22 protein-coding genes are annotated in these 21,510 nt (G+C 63.6%); 14 read left to right on the forward strand and 8 right to left on the reverse strand.

Annotated elements, in window-relative coordinates; translation table 11 throughout:
* Positions 1-210 precede the first annotated feature (210 nt).
* From BG457_RS03975 to BG457_RS04005, 7 genes are all read left to right on the forward strand, one after another.
* Complete coding sequence (locus BG457_RS03975) at positions 211-1,272, forward strand: TRAP transporter substrate-binding protein (RefSeq protein ID WP_071795698.1); 1,062 nt, start codon at positions 211-213, stop codon at positions 1,270-1,272.
* An 84-nt stretch (positions 1,273-1,356) separates the two neighbouring features.
* On the forward strand, positions 1,357-1,959 hold the full coding sequence (locus BG457_RS03980) for a TRAP transporter small permease subunit (RefSeq protein ID WP_071795699.1): 603 nt from the start codon (positions 1,357-1,359) through the stop codon (positions 1,957-1,959).
* A 57-nt stretch (positions 1,960-2,016) separates the two neighbouring features.
* Entirely contained in the window at positions 2,017-3,372 is a 1,356-nt protein-coding gene (locus tag BG457_RS03985; RefSeq protein WP_071795700.1) for a TRAP transporter large permease, read from the forward strand.
* A gap of 113 nt (positions 3,373-3,485) precedes the next feature.
* Positions 3,486-4,808 carry an omega-aminotransferase AptA gene (gene aptA, locus BG457_RS03990; RefSeq protein ID WP_071795701.1) on the forward strand — a complete coding sequence of 441 codons (1,323 nt, stop codon included), beginning with the start codon at positions 3,486-3,488 and terminating at the stop codon, positions 4,806-4,808.
* Complete coding sequence (locus BG457_RS03995) at positions 4,808-5,275, forward strand: YbaK/EbsC family protein (protein ID WP_071795702.1); 468 nt, start codon at positions 4,808-4,810, stop codon at positions 5,273-5,275. The genes aptA and BG457_RS03995 overlap by 1 nt, the downstream gene beginning before the upstream one ends.
* On the forward strand, positions 5,272-5,706 hold the full coding sequence (locus BG457_RS04000; protein WP_071795703.1) for an RDD family protein: 435 nt from the start codon (positions 5,272-5,274) through the stop codon (positions 5,704-5,706). The genes BG457_RS03995 and BG457_RS04000 overlap by 4 nt, the downstream gene beginning before the upstream one ends.
* A gap of 75 nt (positions 5,707-5,781) precedes the next feature.
* Positions 5,782-6,636 carry an arginyltransferase gene (locus BG457_RS04005; protein ID WP_071795704.1) on the forward strand — a complete coding sequence of 285 codons (855 nt, stop codon included), beginning with the start codon at positions 5,782-5,784 and terminating at the stop codon, positions 6,634-6,636.
* Positions 6,637-6,756: 120 nt separating this feature from the next.
* Here BG457_RS04005 and BG457_RS04010 read toward each other — a convergent pair whose 3' ends face one another.
* Together BG457_RS04010 and BG457_RS04015 are read right to left on the reverse strand one after the other, a co-directional pair.
* Positions 6,757-7,497 (reverse strand): DUF3800 domain-containing protein, encoded by a 741-nt coding sequence (locus BG457_RS04010; RefSeq protein WP_245770922.1) that lies wholly within the window; start codon positions 7,495-7,497, stop codon positions 6,757-6,759.
* Positions 7,498-7,662: 165 nt separating this feature from the next.
* Positions 7,663-8,271, reverse strand: a complete 609-nt coding sequence (locus BG457_RS04015; protein ID WP_071795706.1) for a CDP-alcohol phosphatidyltransferase family protein — start codon at positions 8,269-8,271, stop codon at positions 7,663-7,665.
* Positions 8,272-8,403: 132 nt separating this feature from the next.
* Between BG457_RS04015 and BG457_RS04020 the strand changes: the two genes are divergently transcribed.
* The 3 genes from BG457_RS04020 to BG457_RS04030 are packed head-to-tail and all read left to right on the forward strand — an operon-like array spanning position 8,404 to position 11,916.
* On the forward strand, positions 8,404-9,615 hold the full coding sequence (locus BG457_RS04020) for an ABC transporter substrate-binding protein (protein ID WP_071795707.1): 1,212 nt from the start codon (positions 8,404-8,406) through the stop codon (positions 9,613-9,615).
* A 1-nt stretch (position 9,616) separates the two neighbouring features.
* Complete coding sequence (locus tag BG457_RS04025; protein WP_071795708.1) at positions 9,617-11,281, forward strand: ABC transporter permease; 1,665 nt, start codon at positions 9,617-9,619, stop codon at positions 11,279-11,281.
* Positions 11,278-11,916, forward strand: a complete 639-nt coding sequence (locus BG457_RS04030) for an ATP-binding cassette domain-containing protein (RefSeq protein WP_071795709.1) — start codon at positions 11,278-11,280, stop codon at positions 11,914-11,916. The genes BG457_RS04025 and BG457_RS04030 overlap by 4 nt, the downstream gene beginning before the upstream one ends.
* 701 nt (positions 11,917-12,617) lie before the next feature.
* Here BG457_RS04030 and BG457_RS04035 read toward each other — a convergent pair.
* Both BG457_RS04035 and BG457_RS04040 read right to left on the reverse strand, forming a co-directional pair.
* Entirely contained in the window at positions 12,618-13,019 is a 402-nt protein-coding gene (locus BG457_RS04035) for a DUF1178 family protein (protein WP_071795710.1), read from the reverse strand.
* 157 nt (positions 13,020-13,176) lie between these two features.
* Positions 13,177-13,554, reverse strand: a complete 378-nt coding sequence (locus tag BG457_RS04040) for a VOC family protein (RefSeq protein ID WP_071795711.1) — start codon at positions 13,552-13,554, stop codon at positions 13,177-13,179.
* A gap of 107 nt (positions 13,555-13,661) precedes the next feature.
* Between BG457_RS04040 and soxR the strand changes: the two genes are divergently transcribed.
* From soxR to ptsP, 3 genes are all read left to right on the forward strand, one after another.
* Positions 13,662-14,105 (forward strand): redox-sensitive transcriptional activator SoxR, encoded by a 444-nt coding sequence (gene soxR, locus BG457_RS04045; protein WP_071795712.1) that lies wholly within the window; start codon positions 13,662-13,664, stop codon positions 14,103-14,105.
* A gap of 552 nt (positions 14,106-14,657) precedes the next feature.
* The gene (locus BG457_RS04050; RefSeq protein WP_071795713.1) at positions 14,658-15,917 is read left to right on the forward strand and encodes an aspartate kinase; all 1,260 of its coding nucleotides are present in this window, start codon (positions 14,658-14,660) and stop codon (positions 15,915-15,917) included.
* Positions 15,918-15,946: 29 nt separating this feature from the next.
* Positions 15,947-18,193: a phosphoenolpyruvate--protein phosphotransferase gene (ptsP, locus tag BG457_RS04055; protein WP_071795714.1), complete on the forward strand. Its 2,247-nt coding sequence runs from the start codon at positions 15,947-15,949 to the stop codon at positions 18,191-18,193.
* 21 nt (positions 18,194-18,214) lie between these two features.
* Here the strand turns inward: ptsP and BG457_RS04060 are convergent, their stop codons facing one another.
* Positions 18,215-18,709, reverse strand: a complete 495-nt coding sequence (locus BG457_RS04060; RefSeq protein ID WP_071795715.1) for a GNAT family N-acetyltransferase — start codon at positions 18,707-18,709, stop codon at positions 18,215-18,217.
* A gap of 80 nt (positions 18,710-18,789) precedes the next feature.
* Here BG457_RS04060 and BG457_RS04065 point away from each other — a divergent pair, with 80 nt between their 5' ends.
* The gene (locus tag BG457_RS04065) at positions 18,790-19,395 is read left to right on the forward strand and encodes a flavin reductase family protein (RefSeq protein WP_071795716.1); all 606 of its coding nucleotides are present in this window, start codon (positions 18,790-18,792) and stop codon (positions 19,393-19,395) included.
* Between the two features lie 41 nt (positions 19,396-19,436).
* Here the strand turns inward: BG457_RS04065 and BG457_RS04070 are convergent, their stop codons facing one another.
* From BG457_RS04070 to rlmN, 3 genes are read right to left on the reverse strand one after another with little or no spacing between them, the layout of a single operon-like run.
* Positions 19,437-19,676 carry a GlsB/YeaQ/YmgE family stress response membrane protein gene (locus BG457_RS04070; protein WP_071795717.1) on the reverse strand — a complete coding sequence of 80 codons (240 nt, stop codon included), beginning with the start codon at positions 19,674-19,676 and terminating at the stop codon, positions 19,437-19,439.
* 10 nt (positions 19,677-19,686) lie between these two features.
* Entirely contained in the window at positions 19,687-20,259 is a 573-nt protein-coding gene (locus tag BG457_RS19825) for a hypothetical protein (protein ID WP_139257538.1), read from the reverse strand.
* A gap of 3 nt (positions 20,260-20,262) precedes the next feature.
* Positions 20,263-21,441, reverse strand: coding sequence for a dual-specificity RNA methyltransferase RlmN (gene rlmN / locus BG457_RS04075; RefSeq protein WP_071795718.1), 1,179 nt, complete (start codon positions 21,439-21,441; stop codon positions 20,263-20,265).
* Positions 21,442-21,510 lie beyond the last annotated feature (69 nt).

Below are 21,510 nucleotides of genomic sequence, written 5' to 3' on the forward strand. Positions count from 1 at the left end.
ATGGCTGCGGGCATGCTAGCGGTATCATGAAAATTTATCTTGCCAGAATTGGTAAAATCATTTTACCAACACTGCAGGGGGAGGAGCCGCGCGCCATTTGCACCGGACAGGCCGCACAAGTTTGTGACCCAACGCCGCGCTTTTCTCTTGACGGATATCGCCCTGAATGGGTGGATAGCAGGGACGAAAGTCCAACAACCGGAGGAACTCATGAATAAATTGATGATCACGACCGCGCTGACGGCCAGCCTTGTGGCAGGTGCCGCGACCGCGCAAGAACGTATCCGCTGGCAGGTGCCGATGAGCTTTGCCTCGACCCTGACCGCGCTTGGCGATACGATGCCTTGGGTGGCCGACCAGTTGCGCGCGGTATCGGGCGGCGAAATCGACCTGCGTACCGCAGAGCCGGGCGCTGTGGTTCCCGCGCTCTCGATCTTCGAGAACGTGTCGGAAGGCAATATCGATGCTGGCTATAGCTGGATGGGCTATGAATGGGGCACTGTGCCTGCATCCGCCCTGTTCGGCGCGACGCCTTTTGGGCTGGAATCGATCGAATTTCTGGCATGGATGACCCATCACGGCGGACAGGAACTGCTGGAAGAGACTTTCCATCCTTACAATGTGCATCCGGTGCTCTGCGGCACGATCAGCCCGGAAACCGCTGGCTGGTTCCGCAATGAGGTGAACACTGCCGAAGATCTGCAGGGTCTGCGCTTCCGCGCGGCGGGCGTCGGTGGTGAAATCTTCCAGGAATTCGGCATGTCGGTGACGATCATGCCGGGCGGTGAACTGTATCAGGCGCTGGAAACCGGTACGCTGGATGCGACCGAATTCTCGCTGCCGACCGTGGATGAGCAGCTGGGTTTCTATCAGGTCGCACCTTACCTGTATCTGCCGGGCTGGCACCAGCCTTCGACCAACCAGTTCCTGTATATCAACCTTGATGTGTGGAACGGGCTGGGCGACCAGACCAAGGCCATGATTGAAACCACCTGCATGGCGGGCAATGCCTATTCCATCGCCCGTGCCGAAGCGCTGCAGGGTGCTGCGATCAAGCGCTTCCAGGAGCAGGGCACCAATGTGCGGACCTACACGGATGAGCAGATTGCAGCCTTCCGCGAAGCCGCGATCACGGTGCTGGGTGCATGGTCCGAGCGGGACGAGATGTTCGGCAAGGTCTATAGCTCGATGATGGCCTATCAGGAAGAACTGCGCCCCTGGAAAGAGATGGGCTATCTGCCGCGCGACTGGCAGACCCGGATCGGCGAGTAATTCCGCGCCACAGAAGACCCGCCGCGCCCTTGCCGGGGCGCGGCTCTTTTCAGAACAGCCCCCTTACAAGCAAGGATGTGCCGCATGAGCCAGCTACCTCCTCAGATCGACATTGATCTCGACAAGGTCGAGGATGCGGGCGCGCGCAGTCACGGGCTGGATTTCCCGCGCACATGGGCCTCGGACATGATCGAGGCGGTGCTGGGGTCGCTCTCTTTCGTGCTGAACACGCTCTGGATCGTGCTGGTGGTGATCATCGTGTCCAATGTGGTCATGCGCTACATGCTGGGCGTGAACTATATCTGGATCGAGGAAGTGCAGTGGCACATGTATGCCGTGGGCTTCATGTTCGGGATCGGCTATGCGCTGATGCATGATGCCCATGTGCGCGTCGATGTGCTGGCCGCGAATTTCCGGCCCACGCCGCGGGCCTGGATCGAGTTGTTCTCGATTGTCTGCATCATCCTGCCGATGTGTTGGCTGATCATCAGCTACGGAATTCCCTTTGTAGAAGCGTCGTACAATCGCGGCGAGCGGTCCTCGGCGCCAGGCGGGCTGGCCAATCGCTGGATGATCAAGGGCGTGATCGTGCTGGCCTTCGCCTATATCGGGCTGGCCGCTTTCGCGCGGCTCTTGCGGGTCACGGCCTTTCTCTTCAATTTCCCCCGTGCGCGGGCGGTCAGGTAACCAACGCCGCGCCGTGGCCTGCGGGCCGCAAGCCGCGTGAATTTCAGGAAAGACGGGATGGAAACCAACGAAATCCTCGTTATCGCGATGCTGGTCTCCTTCATTGCGCTCATCTTCACCGGGATCCCGGTGGCCTGGGCGCTGGCGGGGGTGTCGATCGCCTTCAGCTTCATCGCCATCTACGGCTTCGACATGTTCGGCTGGGACACGTATTTCCTGACCGATATGCGCATCTTCGGGATTTTCGTGCAGCGCATCTGGGGGCAGATGTCGAACTGGATATTGGTCGCGCTGCCGATGTTCATCTTCATGGGGCTGATGCTGGAGCGCTCTGGCGTGACGGAAAAGCTGATGTCGAATTTCATCCAGCTTTTCGGGCGGTTCCGGGGCGGGCTGGCGCTGGGCGTGGTGCTGATCGGGATCCTGCTGGCGGCCTCGACCGGGATTGTCGGCGCGTCCGTGGTGCTGCTGGCGCTTCTGTCGATGCCGATCATGTTGCAGCAGGGCTATAACAAGGGTTTCGCCTCGGGCGTGGTCTGTTCGGCGGGGACGCTGGGGATTCTGATCCCGCCCTCGATCATGCTGATCATCATGGCCGATCAGATGTCGGTCTCGGTGGGCAATCTGTTCATGGGCGCGCTGATCCCGGGGCTGATGCTGGGGGTGTTCTACATCATCTATATCATGGTGGCCGCGACTTTCTTCAAAACACTGGCCCCGGCGCCCAAGGATCTGCCCCCTGTCACGGCCAGGCTGATCTTCGACACGCTGCTGGCGGTGGTGCCGCCGCTTCTGCTGATTCTGGCGGTGCTGGGCTCGATCTTCATGGGGCTGGCGACACCGACCGAGGCGTCGGGCGTGGGGGCCTTTGGCGCGACATTGCTGGCGGCGGCGAATGGGCGGCTGTCCTGGGCGGTGCTGAAGGATGTGGGGATGAAGACCACGCTGACCACGGCCTTCATCTTCGGGATCTTCCTTGGGGCGACGATGTTTGCGGTGGTGATGCGTCAGCTTGGCGGGGATGAGTTCATCAGCCAGTCGCTGCGCGGCCTGCCCTTCGGCCCTTCGGGCGTGGTGCTGACGATCCTGTTCATCGCCTTCCTCGCCGGGTTCTTCCTCGACTGGCTGGAGATTTCGCTGATCATGCTGCCGCTGGTCGCGCCGGTGGTGGTGCTGCTGGGCTTCGATCAGATCTGGTTCATCGTGCTGTTTGCGGTGGTGTTGCAGACCAGTTTCCTGACGCCGCCTGTGGGATTCTCGCTCTTCTATCTGAAAGGGGTGGCCCCGCCTGGGGTGACGATTGTCGATATCTACAAGGGGGTGGTTCCTTTCGTCTTGCTACAGATGCTGGCGGTTCTGTGCGTGTTTTTCTTCCCGCAGCTTGTGTTGTGGTTGCCGGGGCGGATGCTCTGAGCGTGATGCAAAGCCCCGGCCCTTGCGCCGGGGCTTTCTGCGTTTCTGCCCCCCTTGTCACGGGGGATGAATCTGATAGCGTTATTTGATCAAATTCAACCGGAGTCCGTCGCATGGCCCTTGACCGCCCCACCCCGAATGATCTGCGTGCCTTCTGGATGCCGTTTACGGCCAATCGCCAGTTCAAGCAGGCCCCGCGTCTGCTGGTCGAGGCGGAGGGGATGTTCTACACCACCTCGGACGGGCGGCAGGTGCTGGATGGCACGGCGGGGCTGTGGTGCTGCAATGCCGGTCACAAGCGCCCGAAGATCGTGGAGGCAATCCAGAAACAGGCGGCGGAACTGGATTATGCGCCGGCCTTTCAGATAGGGCACCCCAAGGCGTTTGAACTGGCCAACCGGCTGGTGGATCTGGCCCCGGATGGGATTGACCATGCGTTTTTCACCAATTCCGGCTCGGAATCGGTCGAGACCGCGCTGAAAATCGCGATTGCCTATCACCGCGCCTGTGGCAATGCCAGCAAGACCCGGCTGATCGGGCGGGAACGCGGCTATCACGGGGTGAATTTCGGCGGCATCTCGGTGGGCGGGATTGTCAATAACCGCCGCCATTTCGGCGCGATGCTGGTCGGCGTCGATCACCTGCCGCATACGCATATCCCGGAAAACCAGTGGACCAAGGGCCAGCCCGAGCATGGCGCGCATCTGGCCGATGATCTGGAACGCATGGTGGCTTTGCACGGGGCCGATACGATTGCGGCGGTGATCGTCGAGCCGGTGGCCGGGTCCACGGGCGTCCTGATCCCGCCCAAGGGCTATTTGCAGCGGCTGCGCGAGATCACGCGGAAACATGGGATCCTGTTGATCTTTGACGAGGTGATTACCGGTTTCGGGCGGTTGGGAAGCCCGTTTGCGGCGCAGCATTTCGATGTGCTGCCCGATATGATCACCTGCGCCAAGGGGCTGACCAATGGGGTGATCCCCATGGGGGCGGTGCTGACGACGCCGGAAATTCATGACGCCTTCATGACCGGGCCGGAGCATATGATCGAGCTGTTCCATGGCTATACCTATTCGGGCAGTCCGATTGCCTCTGCCGCCGGGCTGGCGACGCTGGAGACCTATCGCGAGGAAGGGCTGTTCGAGCGCGCGGCGGAACTGGCGCCCTATTGGGAAGCGGCGGTGCATTCGCTAAAAGACCGTCGCCATGTGATCGACATCCGCAATATGGGGCTGATCGGGGCGGTGGAGCTTGAGCCGATTGCAGGCGCGCCGACGCAGCGGGCGTTTTCGGCCTTCCTCAAAGCCTATGAGAAGGGCGTGATGATCCGCACCACCGGGGATATCATCGCCATGTCGCCGCCGCTGATCATCGAGAAAGCCCATATTGATCAGTTGATCAACACGCTGGGCGAAGTATTGGACAGTCTGGACTGATGAGCAAATCGCTGAAACGAGTCCGGCAGGCGCTGCGTGACGCGGGCCTGCCGGATACAACATTCGAGGCGGGTGAGGCGCGTACGGCAGAGCAGGCGGCACATGCCTGCGGCTGTGACCTCGATCAGATCGTGAAGTCGATCATCTTTGCCGGGGAAGAGAGCGGCGCGGTGCGGCTGTTTCTGACCGCGGGCGGCAACCGGGTCTGCGCGGAGAAGGCCTCAAGGCTCGCAGGCGAGGCGCTGGTGCGGGCGGATGGTCAACTGGTGCGCGCGACCACGGGCTTTGCCATTGGCGGCGTGGCGCCGGTGGGGCATCTGAGCCCCTCGCCCATCTGGATGGACCCGCGCCTGACCGAATTCGCGACGGTCTGGGCAGCGGCGGGCACGCCGCGCCATGTCTTTTCAATCGACCCGCAAGTGCTTATCTCGCTGACGACTGCCACAGTTGCGGATTTTGTGGAATGAGCCTGCCCGACCCGGAGCTACAGCCCGAATTCTATGCCGATGTGCCCTTCAAGCGCTCTGCGGCCTGGGCGATTGATCTGGTGGTGACGCTGGCGCTGACAGTGGCGGCGCTGGTGCTGACGCTGTTTATCGGCGCGTTTTTCCTGCCGGTGCTGTTTGCCGCGGTCTCGATCGGCTATCGCACGGTGATGCTGTCGCGCTATGGCGCGACCTTCGGCATGATGCTGATGGCGCTGAAATGGCGCGGGCTGGACGGGCGCGGGCCCGATGCGCTGACGGCATTCTATTATTCGGCCTTTCATGCCGGGATCTGGATGGTGTTTCCGGCGCAGATCGCTTCCATGGTGATGATCCTTGTCACCCCCTATCGGCAGGGGCTGCATGACACGGTTCTGGGCACGACGATGCTGCACCGGGTCGCGCCGGAATAAGGCGGTTTCAAAGGCTTGGCGAAGGGCAAAAGCCTTGCTACTCTGGCCGTCATTGCCGTCTGACGAGTGGACCTGATGCGCCATAGCCTGCCCACGATTCCGCAGTTTTATGTGACTGCCCCGCAGCCCTGCCCCTATCTTGCGGGAAGGATGGAGCGCAAGCTGTTCACAGCCCTGCAGGGCGAACAGGCCGAGGCGATGAATGACACGCTCTCGAAACAGGGGTTCCGGCGCTCGCAGAATGTGCTCTATCGTCCGTCTTGTGCGGATTGCTGCGCCTGTCTCTCGGCGCGGATAAGGGTGGCGGATTTCGTGGCCACGCGCTCGCAGCGGCGGATCCTGCGGCGCAACCGACATCTGCAGCGGCAGGTGACAAGCGCCTGGGCGACCGAGGATCAGTTCGATCTGTTCCGCCGCTATCTGGATGCGCGCCACGCGGATGGCGGCATGGCGGATATGGATGTGTTCGAATTCGCCGCGATGATCGAGGAAACCCCGGTGCGCACGCGGGTGCTGGAATATGTGCATCCCGAGGAGACGGGGCAGCGCCAGTTGCGCGCGGTCTGTCTGACCGATGTGCTCGATGACGGGCTGAGCCTGGTCTATTCCTTTTTCGAGCCGACGCTGGCCGAGGATTCGCTGGGCAGCTACATGATCCTTGACCAGATCGCCTTGGCCGAGAAGGTGGGGCTGCCCTATGTCTATCTGGGCTATTGGGTGCCGGGCAGTCCGAAGATGGATTACAAGGCGAAATTTGCCGCGTTGGAGGTCTATCATGACGGGCGCTGGCAGGATCTGGGGGATCCGGCGCAATTCTCGGGGGCGACGCATCCGCTGTCGGTGAAGCCGATTGCCGAACAGGTGGCGGGGCTGACCCTGCCCGAAAGCCTGAGCGCGCCGATTGCGCCTGCGCCGCGTCATGGGTTGTGAGGGGGGTGGTGTGGAAGTTTGCGAAGAAATTATTCGCTCATGCAGGTGGCTTGAGGGTCCGCTGCCGCCCGATACAGGCTTCTGAAAATATGCGCAAATCCTACGGGACTACACCATCGGTTAATCCCTGATGCCACTTCGGACCGAACATCGGTGCAGTCGCGAGGCAAAGTAAGTCGCAAAGATCCCGTTTTCAGCATATTCGTCAGGTGATTTCCAATAGGCACCAAGGCGCCCCGCGATGCCCGCGATCCAGTCGGCAGCCTGCATGGTCTGATAGCGGTGGCTTTCCAACTGAAAAGGCGGCTCGACAAGGCACCGCCGCTGATCTGTTCCATACATCGCAATGGCTGCTTGTGTAACGAGAGACGATCGCTGGTCGTGTTGGTCGAGAGCCAGAAGAAATCTTTCGCAAGGGGTGCAATCCTCCTCACAGTGTTGGTTAATACGTTTGATCGCTTCACGCAGTATATGTCGATAGAGAGCATTTGAATCGTGAACCTCGGGACTATCGCGCTTTCCCTGCCCCACATAGAAGGTGAAGCCGCCAAGTGTACCGATCTTGTTGAAAAGCCGATTGGTGAAACCACGCAATTCCTGATAGGTTTCGACGTTCCTGACCGTATAGAGAGCCGAGCCTTTCTTTTCCCAAACGGATGGATGCATATCCGATTGGTCAATCTCGAACTTCAGCAGCTCACATTTCCGCTGATAGAACCAAGTCCCGAAGTTGCGAACTTCCTCGACCGGAAGCACAAGCCCGGCAAGGCCAAAGACCGGGCTATCGTTGTGTCGGGGATCATTGCGGCTGATATAGGGGCCGATATGGCCGAACTCATCCAAGTAAGCAATGTAGGTCAAAGCAGTCCCCACAAACACGAAAACCCGCGCTTGCGCGCGGGCCTCGGAATGAGGGCAACACGAGTCTGCGCCTCATGAGATTAGATAGGTAATCAGGTTGCGTTTGTCAACTTCCTGCAAAGCTGCCGCGCTGAAGCGACGCCACCGGCGAGCCTCCCCTCCCCCTCAGTCCCGGAACACTTTCGCGGCCAGTATCACCCGCGCGCCAGCCGTGATCAGGCAGAGCGCGCCGAAGCCCCATGCGAGGGCCGCGAACCAGCCCGGCAGCAGGCACAGGAGCAGGAAGAAGGCGATGGTCTCGGTGCCTTCGAGCAAGCCGCCGGTGAAATAGAGCGATTTCACGCCATGCGCCTCCGAGCGCATCTGTTTCTTCTCGGCCAGCACCGAAAAACCCAGAAACGAGCCTGCATTGACATAGAAGCTGAGCAGCAGAAACGCCCCCGCCACGCCATGCGCGGCAGGGTCGAGCGCGATGAAGGCAAGCGGGATCACGGCATAGAACACATAATCGCAGACGATATCGAGATAGCCGCCGAAATCGGTGACATGGCTCGCCCGCGCCACTGCCCCGTCAAGCCCGTCGGCCAGCCGCGAGGCGAGGATCAGCAGGATCGCGAGCCACCAGAGCTGCGCGAGGATCGCGCCAGCGGCGGCCAGCGCGAAACCCAGCCCGATCAGCGTGACCTGATTGGCGCTCAGCCCCCATTGGGCGGCGCTGGCGCCAAGCCGGTTCAAGGGCGGGTCGATCAAGGGGCGCAGGTGGCGGTCAAGCATGGGGGATCTGCTCTTTACATCGGGTACTGGCGCATTACGGTCCGGGGGCGGCAGAAATTTCATCCGCTTTGAAACTTTTGCGCCTGATTGTCGAATGGGGAACAGACGCAGCAGTGAAGGACTTAGCACGATATGCATCGGATTCTACTGACAACCGCCCTTGCGGCGCTGACATTGCCCCCGATGGGCGCGGGCGCGCAGGATGTGACCGACTGGCCCGCGATTGAAGCCGCCGCGCAGGGGCAGACGGTCTATTGGCATGCCTGGGGCGGCGATCCGCGGATCAATGCCTTCATTGCCTCGGTCGGCGCGGATCTGCAGGCGCGCTACGGGGTCACGCTGGAGCATGTGCGGCTGGCCGATACGGCGGATGCGGTGACGCGGGTGATTTCCGAGCGGCAGGCGGGGCGTGATGCGGGCGGCGCGGTCGATGCGATCTGGATCAATGGGGCGAATTTTGCCTCGATGAAGGATCAGGGGCTGCTGTTCGGCCCGTTTGCGGAAGCCTTGCCCAACTGGCCCCTGGTCGATACCGAGGCGAACCCGGCGGTTCTGGTGGATTTCACCCTGCCGGTGGAGGGCTATGGCAGCCCATGGGCCATGTTCCAGATGGTGTTTGAATATGATGCGGCGCGGCTGGCGGAACCGCCGCGTTCGCTCGCGGCCTTGCGCGGGTGGATTGCCGACAATCCGGGGCGGTTCACCTATCCGCAGCCGCCCGATTTTCTGGGCACGAGTTTTCTGAAACAGGCGCTTTACGGGGTGGTCGAGGACAGCTCGGTGCTGCTGGGGCCCGTCGAGGATGTGGATTATGACGCGGTGACCGCGCCGCTCTGGGCATTCCTTGATGAGATCACGCCCAATCTGTGGCGGGGGGGCCGTGCATACCCCGCGAATGAACCGGCGCTGGCGCAGCTTCTGGCGGATGGCGAGGTCGATATCGGCTTTGCCTTCAACCCCGGCCGGGCCTCTGCGGCGATTGCGGATGGGGAATTGCCGGATACAGTGCGGACCTTCGTGTTCGAGGAAGGGACGCTGGCCAATTCCTCCTATCTCTCGATCCCCTATAATGCGGCGAATATCGAGGGGGCGCTCTTGCTGGCCAATCTGATTCTGGACCCGGAGATTCAGGCGCGGGCGCAGGATCCGGATGTGCTGGGGTTTCAGACGGTGCTGGGGATGGACCTGCTGACGTCTGAAGATCGCGCGCGGTTCGAGGCGCTGGATCTGGGGATTGCGACGCTTGCGCCCGATGAGATGGGCACGGGGCTTCTGGAGCCGCATCCAAGCTGGATGACGCGCATCGCCGAGGATTGGGCGGCGCGCTACGGCACCGGGCAGTGACTTGGCCCGCGCGGGGCTCTGGGCGGCGCTGACCCTGCTGGCGCTGCCGGTTCTGGCGGGGCTGGCGGGGGTGATCGGCCCGGCCTTTGGCTATCTGCCCGCGCTGGGGGGCGTGGCGTGGTCGCTGGAGCCCTGGCGCGGGGTGCTGGGCTGGCCGGGGCTGGGCGCGGCGGTTCGGCTTTCCGTGGTGACGGGGCTGCTGGCGACGGGGATTTCGCTGGCGCTGACGCTCTTGATCGTCGCGGCATGGCAGGGCACGCGCTCGTTTCTGTGGATCACGCGGACCTTGGCGCCGCTTTTGTCGCTGCCCCATGCGGCGGCGGCTTTCGGTCTTGCGTTTCTGATCGCGCCTTCGGGCTGGATCGCGCGCGGGCTCTCGCCCTGGGCCACGGGCTGGGAGCGCCCGCCGGATCTGCTGATCGTGAATGATCCCTGGGGGCTGGCGCTGGTGGCGGGGCTGGTGGTGAAGGAAGTGCCGTTTCTGTTGCTGATGGTGCTGGCCGCCCTGCCCCAGAGCGACAGTCTGCGCGCGCAGCTCGTGGCGCGGTCCTTGGGTTACGGACGGGTCATGGGCTGGATGAAAGCGGTGGCGCCGCGCGTCTATGTGCAAATCCGCCTGCCGGTCTATGCGGTGCTGGCCTATTCCATGTCGGTGGTGGATGTGGCGCTGATCCTTGGGCCGACGCGCCCAAAGGTGCTGGCGGTGCAGATACTGGAATGGATGACGCATCCGGACCTTAGCATGCGGTTTCAGGCAGCGGCGGCGGCGCTGTTGCAACTGGGGCTGGTGGTGGCGGTGCTGGTTCTGTGGCGGCTGGGGGAGAGTGCGCTCGCGCGCCGGGGCGCGGTTTGGGCAGCAGGCGGCGCGCGGGGTGTGGGGGCGGATGCAGTGCTGCGCCCGCTGGGCGCGGGGGCGGCGCTGGGGATCGGGCTCGCGGTGGGTCTGGGGCTGGCGGGGCTCCTGCTGTGGTCCTTTGCCGGGCTCTGGCAGTTTCCCGCAGCTTTGCCCGAAAGCCTGAGCCTGCGCATCTGGTCGGGGCAGATGGGGGCGCTGCAGCGGCGCTTGTGGGACAGCGCGCTGATCGCGCTGGGGGCGACGGGGATTGCGCTGGCCTTATGCATCGCAGCGCTTCAGGCAGGGGCGCGGGGGCGCAGTGCCGGGCTGATCTATCTGCCGCTGATCGTGCCGCAGATCGCCTTTCTGCCGGGGCTGGCGACATTCGCGCTGGTTCTGGGGGTGGACGGGACGCGCTGGGCAGTGATGGGCGCGCATCTGGTCTTTGTGCTGCCATATGTCTTTCTCGCGCTGGCCGATCCCTGGCGGGCCTGGGACAGCCGCGCGGGGCTGGTGGCGGCGGGGCTTGGGGCGGGGCCTGCGCGGGTTCTCTGGGCGGTGCGGCTGCCGATGCTGGCACGGGCGCTTTGCGTGGCTTTTGCGGTGGGATTTGCCACATCGGTCGCGCAATATCTGCCGACGCTGCTGATCGGCGCAGGTCGGGTCAGCACGGTGACGACGGAAGCCGTGGCGCTGGCGGCGTCGGGCAACCGGCGGCTGATCGGGGTCTGGGCCGTGGTGCAGATGGCGCTGCCGATGGCGGTTTTCGTTTTGGCACTGCTGCTGCCCGCATGGCTGTTCCGGCACAGGCAGGGGATGCGGATCGGATGAGCTTGCGGCTCGACAGGCTGGAGATTGCGCGCGCGGGCGCAGTGATGGTGCGGCTCGATCGCGAGATCGCGCCCGGTGCGGTGCTGAGCGTGATGGGGCCCTCGGGCTGCGGGAAATCGACGCTGCTGGCGGCATTGGTGGGGGCGCTGCCGGGGGCGTTTGCGATGCGCGGACGGGTCTGGCTGGAGGGGCGCGATGTGACCGCCCTGCCCCCGCACCGGCGGCGCATGGGGATGCTGTTTCAGGATGATCTGTTGTTTCCGCATCTCTCGGTCGCGGGCAATCTGGGATTCGGGCTGGCGCGGGGTGTCGCGGACCGCGCAGGCGTGATTGACGCGGCGCTGCGCGAGGCGGGGCTGGAGGGGATGGGCGGGCGCGATCCGGCGACGCTTTCGGGCGGGCAGCGGGCGCGGGTGGCCCTGATGCGGGTGCTGCTGTCGGAGCCGCGGGCGTTGTTGCTGGACGAGCCTTTCGCGAAGCTCGATGCGGGGCTTCGCGCGCAGATGCGGGAATTTGTCTTTGCCCGCGCCCGCGCGCGGGGGCTGCCGGTGGTGCTGGTGACGCATGATCTGGCGGATGCGCGGGCGGCAGGCGGGGCGGTGGTGAATGTGTCGGGGGAGGTGTTGGGCTTGTGAGCGGGGTTTTGGGGGCGCTGCCCCGTCGCCTGTGGCGTCGCCTGCGGCAACCCCCGGAGTATTTTGGGCAAGATGAGACCCGCGTCTGGGCCGAGCCGTTGCGGGCGGAGTGCCGGGGGGTCTGGGGGCGCGTAACCTTGGCGATGCGCGGGAGACGCGGTGGTCCATGTGTCGGGCGAGGCGTTGGAACTGTAGGCGGGATTGGGGCGCTGCCCCCGTCGCCCCCGGAGTATTTGGAGCAGGATGATGCCTGCATATGGGCCCAAAGGGGGCTGGTGGCGCGGGGTCTTCAAGGAAGCGCGGGCGGTGGCGCGCGTTGGGGGGGGCGCTCTCGGTTTGTGGGCGGGTCCGGGGGCGCCGCCCCTCGGAGTATTTGGAGCAAGATGAAGCTTGCGTCTGGGCCGGGCCGTTGCGGGCGGGGGGTCTGGGGGCGCGTGCTCGTGACGATGCGCGGGCGCGCGCTGGTCTGCGTTTCGGGCGAGGCGTTGGAACTGTAGGCGGGATTGGGGCGCTGCCCCCGTCGCCCCCGGAGTATTTGGAGCAGGATGATGCCTGCATATGGGCCGGAAGGGGGCCGGGGGCGCGGGGTCTTGAAGGCCCGTGCGGGCGGAGGGGCGCGTTGCGGGGGGCGCTCTCGGTTTGTGGGCGGCCCGGGGGCGCCGCCCCTCGGCGCCCCGGAGGTTTTTGCGGCGAGGCGCGGGCTAATTGGCCTTGCGGCTGGGCAGGAAGGGCAAGGGGAGGACCGGGATGCCGTCTTCGAGCAGCGCTTTCGCGTCTTCGAGCCGCGCCTCGCCATGGATCGGGCGGTCGGGGATGTCGCCCAGATACATGGCGCGGGCTTCCTCGGCGAAACGCTCGCCGACATAATCGGTATTGGCCTCGATCTCGGCGCGCAGGGCGGCGAGTTTTTCCCGCATCTCGGGCGTGGGGGCCTTGCGCGCCGGGCTGACAGAGGGGGCCATGAGCGCCTTCGACACCTCGCTGCTGCCGCAGCTCGGGCAGGTCACAAGGCCGCGTTCGCGCAGCCCGTCAAAGGCCGGTCCCGACTGGAACCAGCTCTCGAATGCATGGCCCTGAATGCAGCGCAGCGAGAATTTGATCATGGCACCGATCTTACGGGGCAAGCCCTGTGGAAGTAAACAGGGCGGCGGTTAAATCACGGTGAAGATGCATGCCGCAAAGGCGGGACCGGCGCAAGGGGCTGCGAGATCGGGCAGCGCTGGGGGGCCTGCGCTTGCTCGATCTGAATGGTGCCGCCTGTTATGGATATTCCACCACTTCGATCTCGATGCCATTGGCCTCGACAAAGTAGAACCGGCGCCCCGGCTCGTAGTCATGGACCTCTCCGGGCGTGTATCCGGCGGCCCTGACCCGCGCTTCGGTCGCATCGAGGTCATCGACCACGATTGCGATATGGTTCAGCCCGCCGCGCGTGCGGTAGGTTTCCTGATGCAACTCATCGGGGTTGCCAAAGGTGAAGAGCGCCAGATAGCTGGCCTCTTCGCCCACATGGACGGTTCGGCCCGTTGTCATGCCCGGCCCGGACCAGCGGATTTTCCAGTCGAACAAACTGCAGAGCTCTGCTGCCGCTGCATCGGGGTCGGCCACGGTGATGTTCACATGTTCCAAACGCGCCATCTCTACCTCCTGTCTGGACCCGGCTTTGGGGCAGTCCGGCCGGGCTTGCTTTCGATACTCCCTTGTGTAATTTCTCAAGTTAACTTTAGGTCAAGGAGAAAATTGCCATGCGTCAGGGCATTGCCATCGGGGAACTGGCCGCGCGCTCCGGCCTCGCCGTGTCGGCCATCCGCTTCTACGAGACTCATGGTATCGTGCAGCCCCTGCGCAATCAGGGCGGGCACCGGCGCTACGGGCGATCCGACCTGCGGCGGCTGTCCTTTGCCATGATCGCGCAGCGGCTGGGCTTTCCACTGGCGGAAATCGCGCGGCATCTGACCGCCCTGCCCACTGACCGCGCCCCGGACCGGCGGGACTGGGAGCAGATCGCGACCGGGTTTCGGGCCGAGATCGCGGCACGGATCGCGGCGCTGCAGAAACTGTCCGACACGCTGGACGGCTGTATCGGCTGCGGCTGTCTGTCGCTGGACCGCTGCGGCTTGTACAACCCGCAGGACCGCGCGGCCCGGAATGGAAGCGGCCCACGCTATCTGATGGGCGATGCGCCCTGAGGGATCCGTGGCGGGGTATGGGCAGTGCGGCGGTCGGGCGGTATGGGGGCGCGAGGGTGAGACATCGGTGCGCTGGGTCGGCTGGGAGCGCATGGCGGACGGTCAGAGGTTATGCCCCCGCGCGGAATCAAGGCCGCAGGCCGCCGCGCAGCGCCCGACCGCCCCCCGGGCGGGCGCTTCTCGCTGTCGCGCACTCGAAAACCGTCGGAGTATGCCGCAGCATAAACTGCCCACCTTCACTGTGGGAGCGCCCACCCGCGGTCGGGCGCTGCGCGGCTTTCGCTTACCGTCACCTGTCCGCAAAGCCCCACTTCGCAGACGCTCACCTGCCCCCCCTGCGGCAGCAAGGCGTGCTATACGCGCCGCTGCGGGAACCGTCCCGACCGCCGGTTCTTCCCGCGAAACGCCCCCTGCCCCCGACAGCTTCCCCCCGCCGCCGCGCTGCGACAAAAACCGCGCGCAGGCGCTGCGCCGGGCCTGCGCCACCTTGCGCGCAAGCCCTCGCGCGCATAAAGAGTGGCGCGAAAACTCTCTGGGGGAAGGGGTCGGCCCATGCCGCTTCTGGTGATGAAATTCGGCGGCACCTCGGTCGCCAATCTGGAGCGCATCCGCAATGCCGCCGAAAAGGTGCGCGCGGAGGTCGAGCGGGGCTATGATGTGATCGTCATCGTCTCGGCCATGTCGGGCAAGACCAATGAACTGGTGGGCTGGGTCAATGAGACCTCGCCGCTTTATGATGCGCGCGAATATGATGCGGTGGTCAGTTCCGGCGAGAATGTGACCGCCGGGCTGATGGCGCTGACGCTGCAGGAGATGGAGGTGCCGGCGCGGTCCTGGCAGGGCTGGCAGGTGCCGATCATGACCACGAGCCAGCATGGCGCGGCGCGGTTCATGGATATCCCGCGCGCCAATATCGACGCGAAATTTGCTGAAGGGTTCCGGGTCGCGGTGATCGCGGGCTTTCAGGGGGTGAGCGCCGAGGGGCGGATCACCACGCTGGGGCGCGGTGGCTCGGACACGACGGCGGTGGCATTCGCGGCGGCTTTCGAGGCGGAGCGCTGCGATATCTATACCGATGTGGACGGGATCTATACCACCGATCCGCGCATCACCTCGAAAGCGCGCAAGCTTGACAAGATCAGTTTCGAGGAGATGCTGGAACTGGCATCGCTGGGGGCGAAAGTTCTGCAGACGCGCTCGGTGGAACTGGCGATGCGCTACAAGGTGCGGCTGCGGGTCCTGTCATCATTTGATGATACGGACGAAACATCTGGAACTCTGGTCTGTGATGAGGATGAGATCATGGAATCGAAAGTCGTCTCGGGCGTGGCCTATAGCCGCGAGGAAGCGAAGCTGACCCTTATCACCGTCGAGGACCGCCCCGGCATTGCCGCCGCGATCTTCGGGCCGCTGTCGGAAGCGGGGGTGAATGTGGACATGATCGTGCAGAATATTTCGGAGAAGAATTATCAGGGGCATGAGAAGCCCGTGACCGATATGACTTTTTCCTGCCCGGTCGATCAGGTGGCGCGCGCGAGGAAGGCGCTGGAAACCGCGCGCGAGGCGGGCCAGATCAGCTATGACAAGCTGGAAATCGACACGGATGCAGCCAAGGTCTCGGTCGTGGGGATCGGGATGCGCTCGCATGCCGGGGTCGCGGCGCGGATGTTCCGCGCACTTGCTGAAGAAGGCGTCAATATCAAGGTCATCGCGACCTCGGAAATCAAGATTTCGGTGCTGATCGACAGAAAATATATGGAACTGGCGGTTCAGGCGCTTCATGATGCGTTTGAACTGGACAAGGCGGGCTGAGGCAGGCCCGCATCAGCATCGGAGGGGCCATGCCCCAGAGAACGGAAACGGACAGTCGGAAGCTGCTGCGTCGGCTGCGCGATGAAATGTCGGTCTCGCAGCCCGGTCAGGAGCGGCTGGACCGGATCACGACGATCATTTCCGATTCGATGGGCGTCGATGTCTGCTCGATCTATCTGCTGCGCGATCCCGAGACGCTGGAGCTGTGCGCGACCGAGGGGCTGCGGCCCGAATCCGTGCATGTCACCCGGCTGCGTCTGGGCGAGGGGCTGGTGGGCAAGGTGGCGCGGCTGGCGCGGCCGCTGAACACCGCCAATGCCCCGGCCGAGCCGGGCTTTCGCTATATGCCAGAGACCGGGGAAGAGGTGTTCACTTCGTTTCTGGGGGTGCCGATCCAGCGGCTGGGCGAGCGGCTGGGCGTGCTGGTGGTGCAGGCGAAAGAGCCGCGGCTCTATTCCGATGACGAGATTTACGGGCTGGAAGTGGTGGCGATGGTCATCGCCGAGATGACCGAACTGGGCGTGTTCGTCGGCGAGGGCACCAGTTTCGCCGCGACGCATAAGAACCCGCTGCTGCTGCGCGGAGTCACGGCGCAGGAGGGCGAGGCCGAGGGCCATGTCTGGCTGCATGAGCCGCGCGTGGTGATCACGCGACTGGTGAATGATGACAGCCGCGCCGAATTGAAGCGGCTGGAAGATGCGGTGGCGCAACTCAAGGTCTCGATCGACCAGTTGCTGGTCACGGCGGGGTCGCGCGACAAGGAGCATCAGGAGGTGTTGCAGACCTACCGGATGTTTGCCCATTCGCGCGGCTGGATGAAGCGGATGGAAGAGGATATCCGGCTGGGCCTCTCTGCCGAAGCGGCGGTCGAGAAGGAGCAATCCACCGCCCGCGCCCGGCTGGAGACAGTGCCCGACGCTTACCTGCGCGACCGGCTGCATGATCTGGATGACCTGTCCAACCGCCTGCTGCGCATTCTGACCGGACAGGGCAATCATACCGGGGCCGAGATGCCCGACCGGCCGATTCTGGTCGCACGCAATATCGGGCCGGGCGAATTGCTGGAATATGGCCGCCGGTTGCGCGGGGTGGTGCTGGAAGAGGGGGCGGTGGGCTCGCATGCGACCATCGTGGCGCGCGCGCTGGCGATTCCGCTGGTGATCAATGTGCCGCGCATCACCACCGAGGCGCTGACAGGCGATCATATTCTGGTCGATGGCACCGAAGGTCAGGTGCATCTGCGCCCTGATGACAGTGTGACAACGGCCTTTCGCGACAAGATGGCGATGCAGGCCAAGGCGCAGGAACGCTATGCAGTCTTGCGCGACAAGCCTGCGCAGGCGCGTTGCGGCACGCGGATCCGGCTGAAGATGAATGCGGGGCTGATGGCGGATCTGCCCTCCTTGCCGACTTCTGGCGCCGAGGCCGTGGGGTTGTTTCGCACCGAATTGCAGTTTCTGGCGCGCGAGAATATGCCGAAACGCTCGGAACTGGTGGCGAATTACGCGCGCGTGCTGGATGCGGCCAAGGGCAAGGATGTGCATTTCCGCACGCTGGATATCGGCTCGGACAAGGTGATGCCCTATATGAAGCGGCCCGACGAGCCGAACCCGGCCATGGGCTGGCGCGCGCTGCGGGTGGGGCTGGACAAGAAGGGCGTGCTGCGCATGCAGGTGCAGGCGCTGATCCGGGCGGCGCAGGGGCGGCCCCTGTCGGTGATGTTCCCGCTGGTGGCGACGGCGAGCGAGTTCACCCGCGCGCGCGACATTCTGATGCGCGAGGTCGAGCGCGAGGACCGGCTGGGGCATAAGCTGCCCGAGGTTCTGCGCGTGGGCGCGATGCTGGAGACGCCCTCGCTTGCCTATGCGCCGGATGCATTTTTCAAAGAGGTCGATTTCATCTCGATCGGCGGCAATGATCTGAAGCAGTTTTTCTTCGCGGCGGATCGCGAGAACGAGTTGGTGCGGCGGCGCTATGATACGCTGAATGTCAGTTTTCTGACATTTCTGCAGGTTGTGGTGGATCGCTGCCATGCCTCGGAAACCGCGCTGTCCTTCTGCGGCGAAGATGCCGGGCGGCCCACGGATGCACTGGCGCTGGCGGGGATCGGAATCTCTGCACTCTCGATGCGACCAGCCTCAATTGGTCCGGTCAAGTCCTTGATCCGGCGGTCTAATCTGAACGAGGTCTCGGAGCTGATCGCACGGGTGCAGGCGCGCGGGCTGGAGAATGCGCGCCCGGCCCTGCTGGACTATATCGCGACGCTGGTCGAATAGGGGAGCGCGGGTTCCCGACTGTCACTTTTCCGATATTTCGGTGAATTTCGTCACATCGCCCGAGATCCCGTCCCAGGCCCCCGGCACCAGCGCCAGACCCAGCACGCGGGCGGGGTTGGTGGGCGGTGGCATGCGCACATTTTCCAGCAGCCCGAAGCCGAAACGGCTGTAATAGGGCGCGTCGCCCACCAGCAGCACGCGGGTCCAGCCGAGCGCGCCCGCGCGGGCCAGACTTTCGCGCATGAGCCAGCCGCCCAGGCCCTCGCCCTGATGGGTGGGGTGGACGGCGATGGGGCCGAGCAGCAGCACTTCGGCCCCGCCCACGCGCACGGGCCAGAAGCGGATCGCGGCGGCGATGCCATCTTCGCTCCGCAATAGCAGGCAGAGGGGCGCGACCGGGGGTACATCGTCGCGCAGCCGGTAGGAGGAAAGCGCCTCGCGGCCCGGCGCGAAACAGAGGTCATAGAGCGCCTCGACTTCCCACCAGTCGGCGGGGGTTTCTTCCGTGAGCTGCATCGACTGTCCCCGGCCCAAGACTTGCTGGCAGCGCCCCTAGCATGGCGTTAGGGTGCACGCAAACAGATCGGAGACCGGATATGTTCTATGAGCCACGGCAGGGCCACGGCCTGCCGCATAACCCGTTCAATGCCATCGTGACCCCGCGCCCGATTGGCTGGATTTCGACGCGGGGCGCGGATGGGAGCGAGAATCTTGCGCCCTATTCGTTCTTCAATGCCGTGGCCTATGTGCCGCCGCAGGTGATGTTTGCCTCGACCAGCACCAAACCGGATCGCGAGGGCACCAAGGATTCGGTGGCCAATATCCGCGAGACGGGGGTGTTCTGCGTCAATATCGTGGAATTTGCGGCGCGGGACGCGATGAATATGAGTTCAGGCCCCTGGCCGCGCGAGGTGGATGAGTTCGACCGCGCCGGGATCGCGCGCGAGGAGTGCCGGATGATCGCCGCCTCGCGCGTGGCGGATGCGCCTGCGGCGCTGGAATGCCGGATGACGCAGATCGTGACGCTGGAGGGGGTGGCGAATTTTCTGGTGCTGGGCGAGGTGGTAGGGGTGCATCTGCGCGAGGATTGTCTGGTGGATGGGGTGTTCGATATCACCCGTTTCCGCCCGCTGGCGCGTTGCGGCTATCGCGATTATGCAGTGGTGGAAGAGGTGTTCAGCCTGAAGCGGCCGGGGGAGTGAGGGGGCTCAGGTAGGGTGCGAGGCTCTAGCACGCACCTTACTCACCGCCGCCCCTGATATTTCTGCCAGATCCAGAGCAGCGCGAGCGAGCCCAGAAGCGCGATCACGAAAGCCCCGATCCAGCCTGCCGAGGTCATCAGGAAGCGAAAGCCCAGCCCGCCGATCACCGCGCCCAACACGCCGATCACCATTGCCGTGGGCAGGTCCGTGTTCATGCGCATCAGGCGTGTGGCGACCACGCCTGCCAAGGCCCCGACAACGATCAGAAGCACGAGCGGCATCTTTCACACCCTAAACTAAATTGATGAATGGCCGCACCTGAAATGCCAGCGCATTTCGAGTGATGTTCGGTCGCGCCGGAAACTGTGCTGCTGGAATCATCAAATTGTTGGCAGCGTTGAAAAGCGGCAATGGCACAGGATTGCTGGTCAAGGAAACCACATGGGTCACGGGGTGTTTCCCGAAACCACCGTTATTATTGGTGATGTGATCAGCATAAGCTTGAGCATTCCAATTTTTATTTCTAATCAAGGCTGTAGCGGAGATACACAAAATAGCTTTTTCTGCCTGACAAGTAGCTTGATAAGAATCCAAAAGATCTTCAACTTGCCATGGCGGTATCGCAGCACCTAGGCTTTCTGTACTCACCGGAGTATATTCTTCAGCGTCGGCCTGAGTGATGCCCTCGTTCAAAGAGCTTGCTAATACCAAAGTATTTTGCTTTTTTTTCGGATTTATCCAATCAAGCTGCAACACGTTCCTGCAGTTTGCGTGGATATGCTGAGCATTCCCGATTCCGCTCAAACACCTGACAAGTGTGCTTTTCCCTGCGTTCGCATAGCCTTCGATAAGTACGACTTCCATTGCCTACCCCCCCGCTTCTGCCGCGATTTCCGCGCGCGATTTGCGCCCGCGCTCGGTCGCGGATTTCAACTGCCCGCAGGCGGCCATGATATCCTCGCCGCGGGGCGTGCGGATCGGCGAGGCATAGCCCGCCTTGTGGACGATATCGGCAAAAGCCTCGATCCGCGCCCAGTCCGAGCGCTGATAGGGGGCGCCGGGCCATTCGTTGAAGGGGATGAGGTTGATCTTGGCGGGGATGCCCGCGATCAGCCTGACCAACCGGCGCGCATCGGCGTCGCTGTCATTGACGTCCTTGAGCATGACATATTCAAAGGTGATGCGCTCGGAATTCGACAGGCGCGGATAGTCGCGCAGCGCATCCAGCAGCGTCTTGATATTCCAGCGTTTGTTGATCGGCACCAATTGGTCGCGCACCTCGTCGGTGGTGGCGTGGAAGCTGATCGCGAGCAGGCAGCCGATCTCGGTCGCGGTGCGGGCAATCTCTGGCACCACGCCCGAGGTGGAGAGCGTGATGCGGCGGCGCGAGATCGAGAGCCCCTCGCCATCCATCACCACTTTCATCGCGTCGCGCACAGTGTCGAAATTATAAAGCGGCTCGCCCATGCCCATCAGCACCACATTGCTGACAAGGCGGGTCTCATCTTTCGGGGCGCCGGGCTGGGGCCATTCGCCCAGATCATCGCGTGCGACCAGCACCTGCCCCACGATTTCCGCCGCCGTCAGGTTGCGCACCAGTTTCTGCGTGCCGGTATGGCAGAAGGAGCAGGTCAACGTGCAGCCGACCTGGCTGGAAATGCAGAGCGTGCCGCGATTTTCTTCGGGGATATAGACGGCTTCGACCTCGTGCCCGCCTGCAATGCGCAAGAGATATTTGCGGGTGCCATCGTCGGAGATCTGGCGGGTGACGATTTCAGGCCGCGCAATCTCGAAATGCTCGGCCAGTTCCGCGCGATAGGCTTTGGCGAGATTGGTCATCGCGCCGAAATCCTGCACGCCCCAGTGATAGATCCATTGCCAGATCTGGCCCACGCGCATTTTCGCCTGTTTCTCGGGCGTGCCATGGGCGATCAGGGTCTCTGCCAGTTGCGCGCGCGTCAGGCCCACAAGATTGATCTTGCCGGTTGCCGACAATTTGCGCGGGATCGTCAGCACATCCTGCGTGATGGGGGCGGTGGTGGACATCGTGGCCTCTGGCTATGGGGTCTGAGGGATGCATATAGCAAGGCCGGGCGCTGTTTTACAGGGCTGATG

The sequence above is a fragment of the Natronohydrobacter thiooxidans genome, from assembly GCF_001884735.1.
Classification (GTDB): domain Bacteria; phylum Pseudomonadota; class Alphaproteobacteria; order Rhodobacterales; family Rhodobacteraceae; genus Roseinatronobacter; species Roseinatronobacter thiooxidans_A.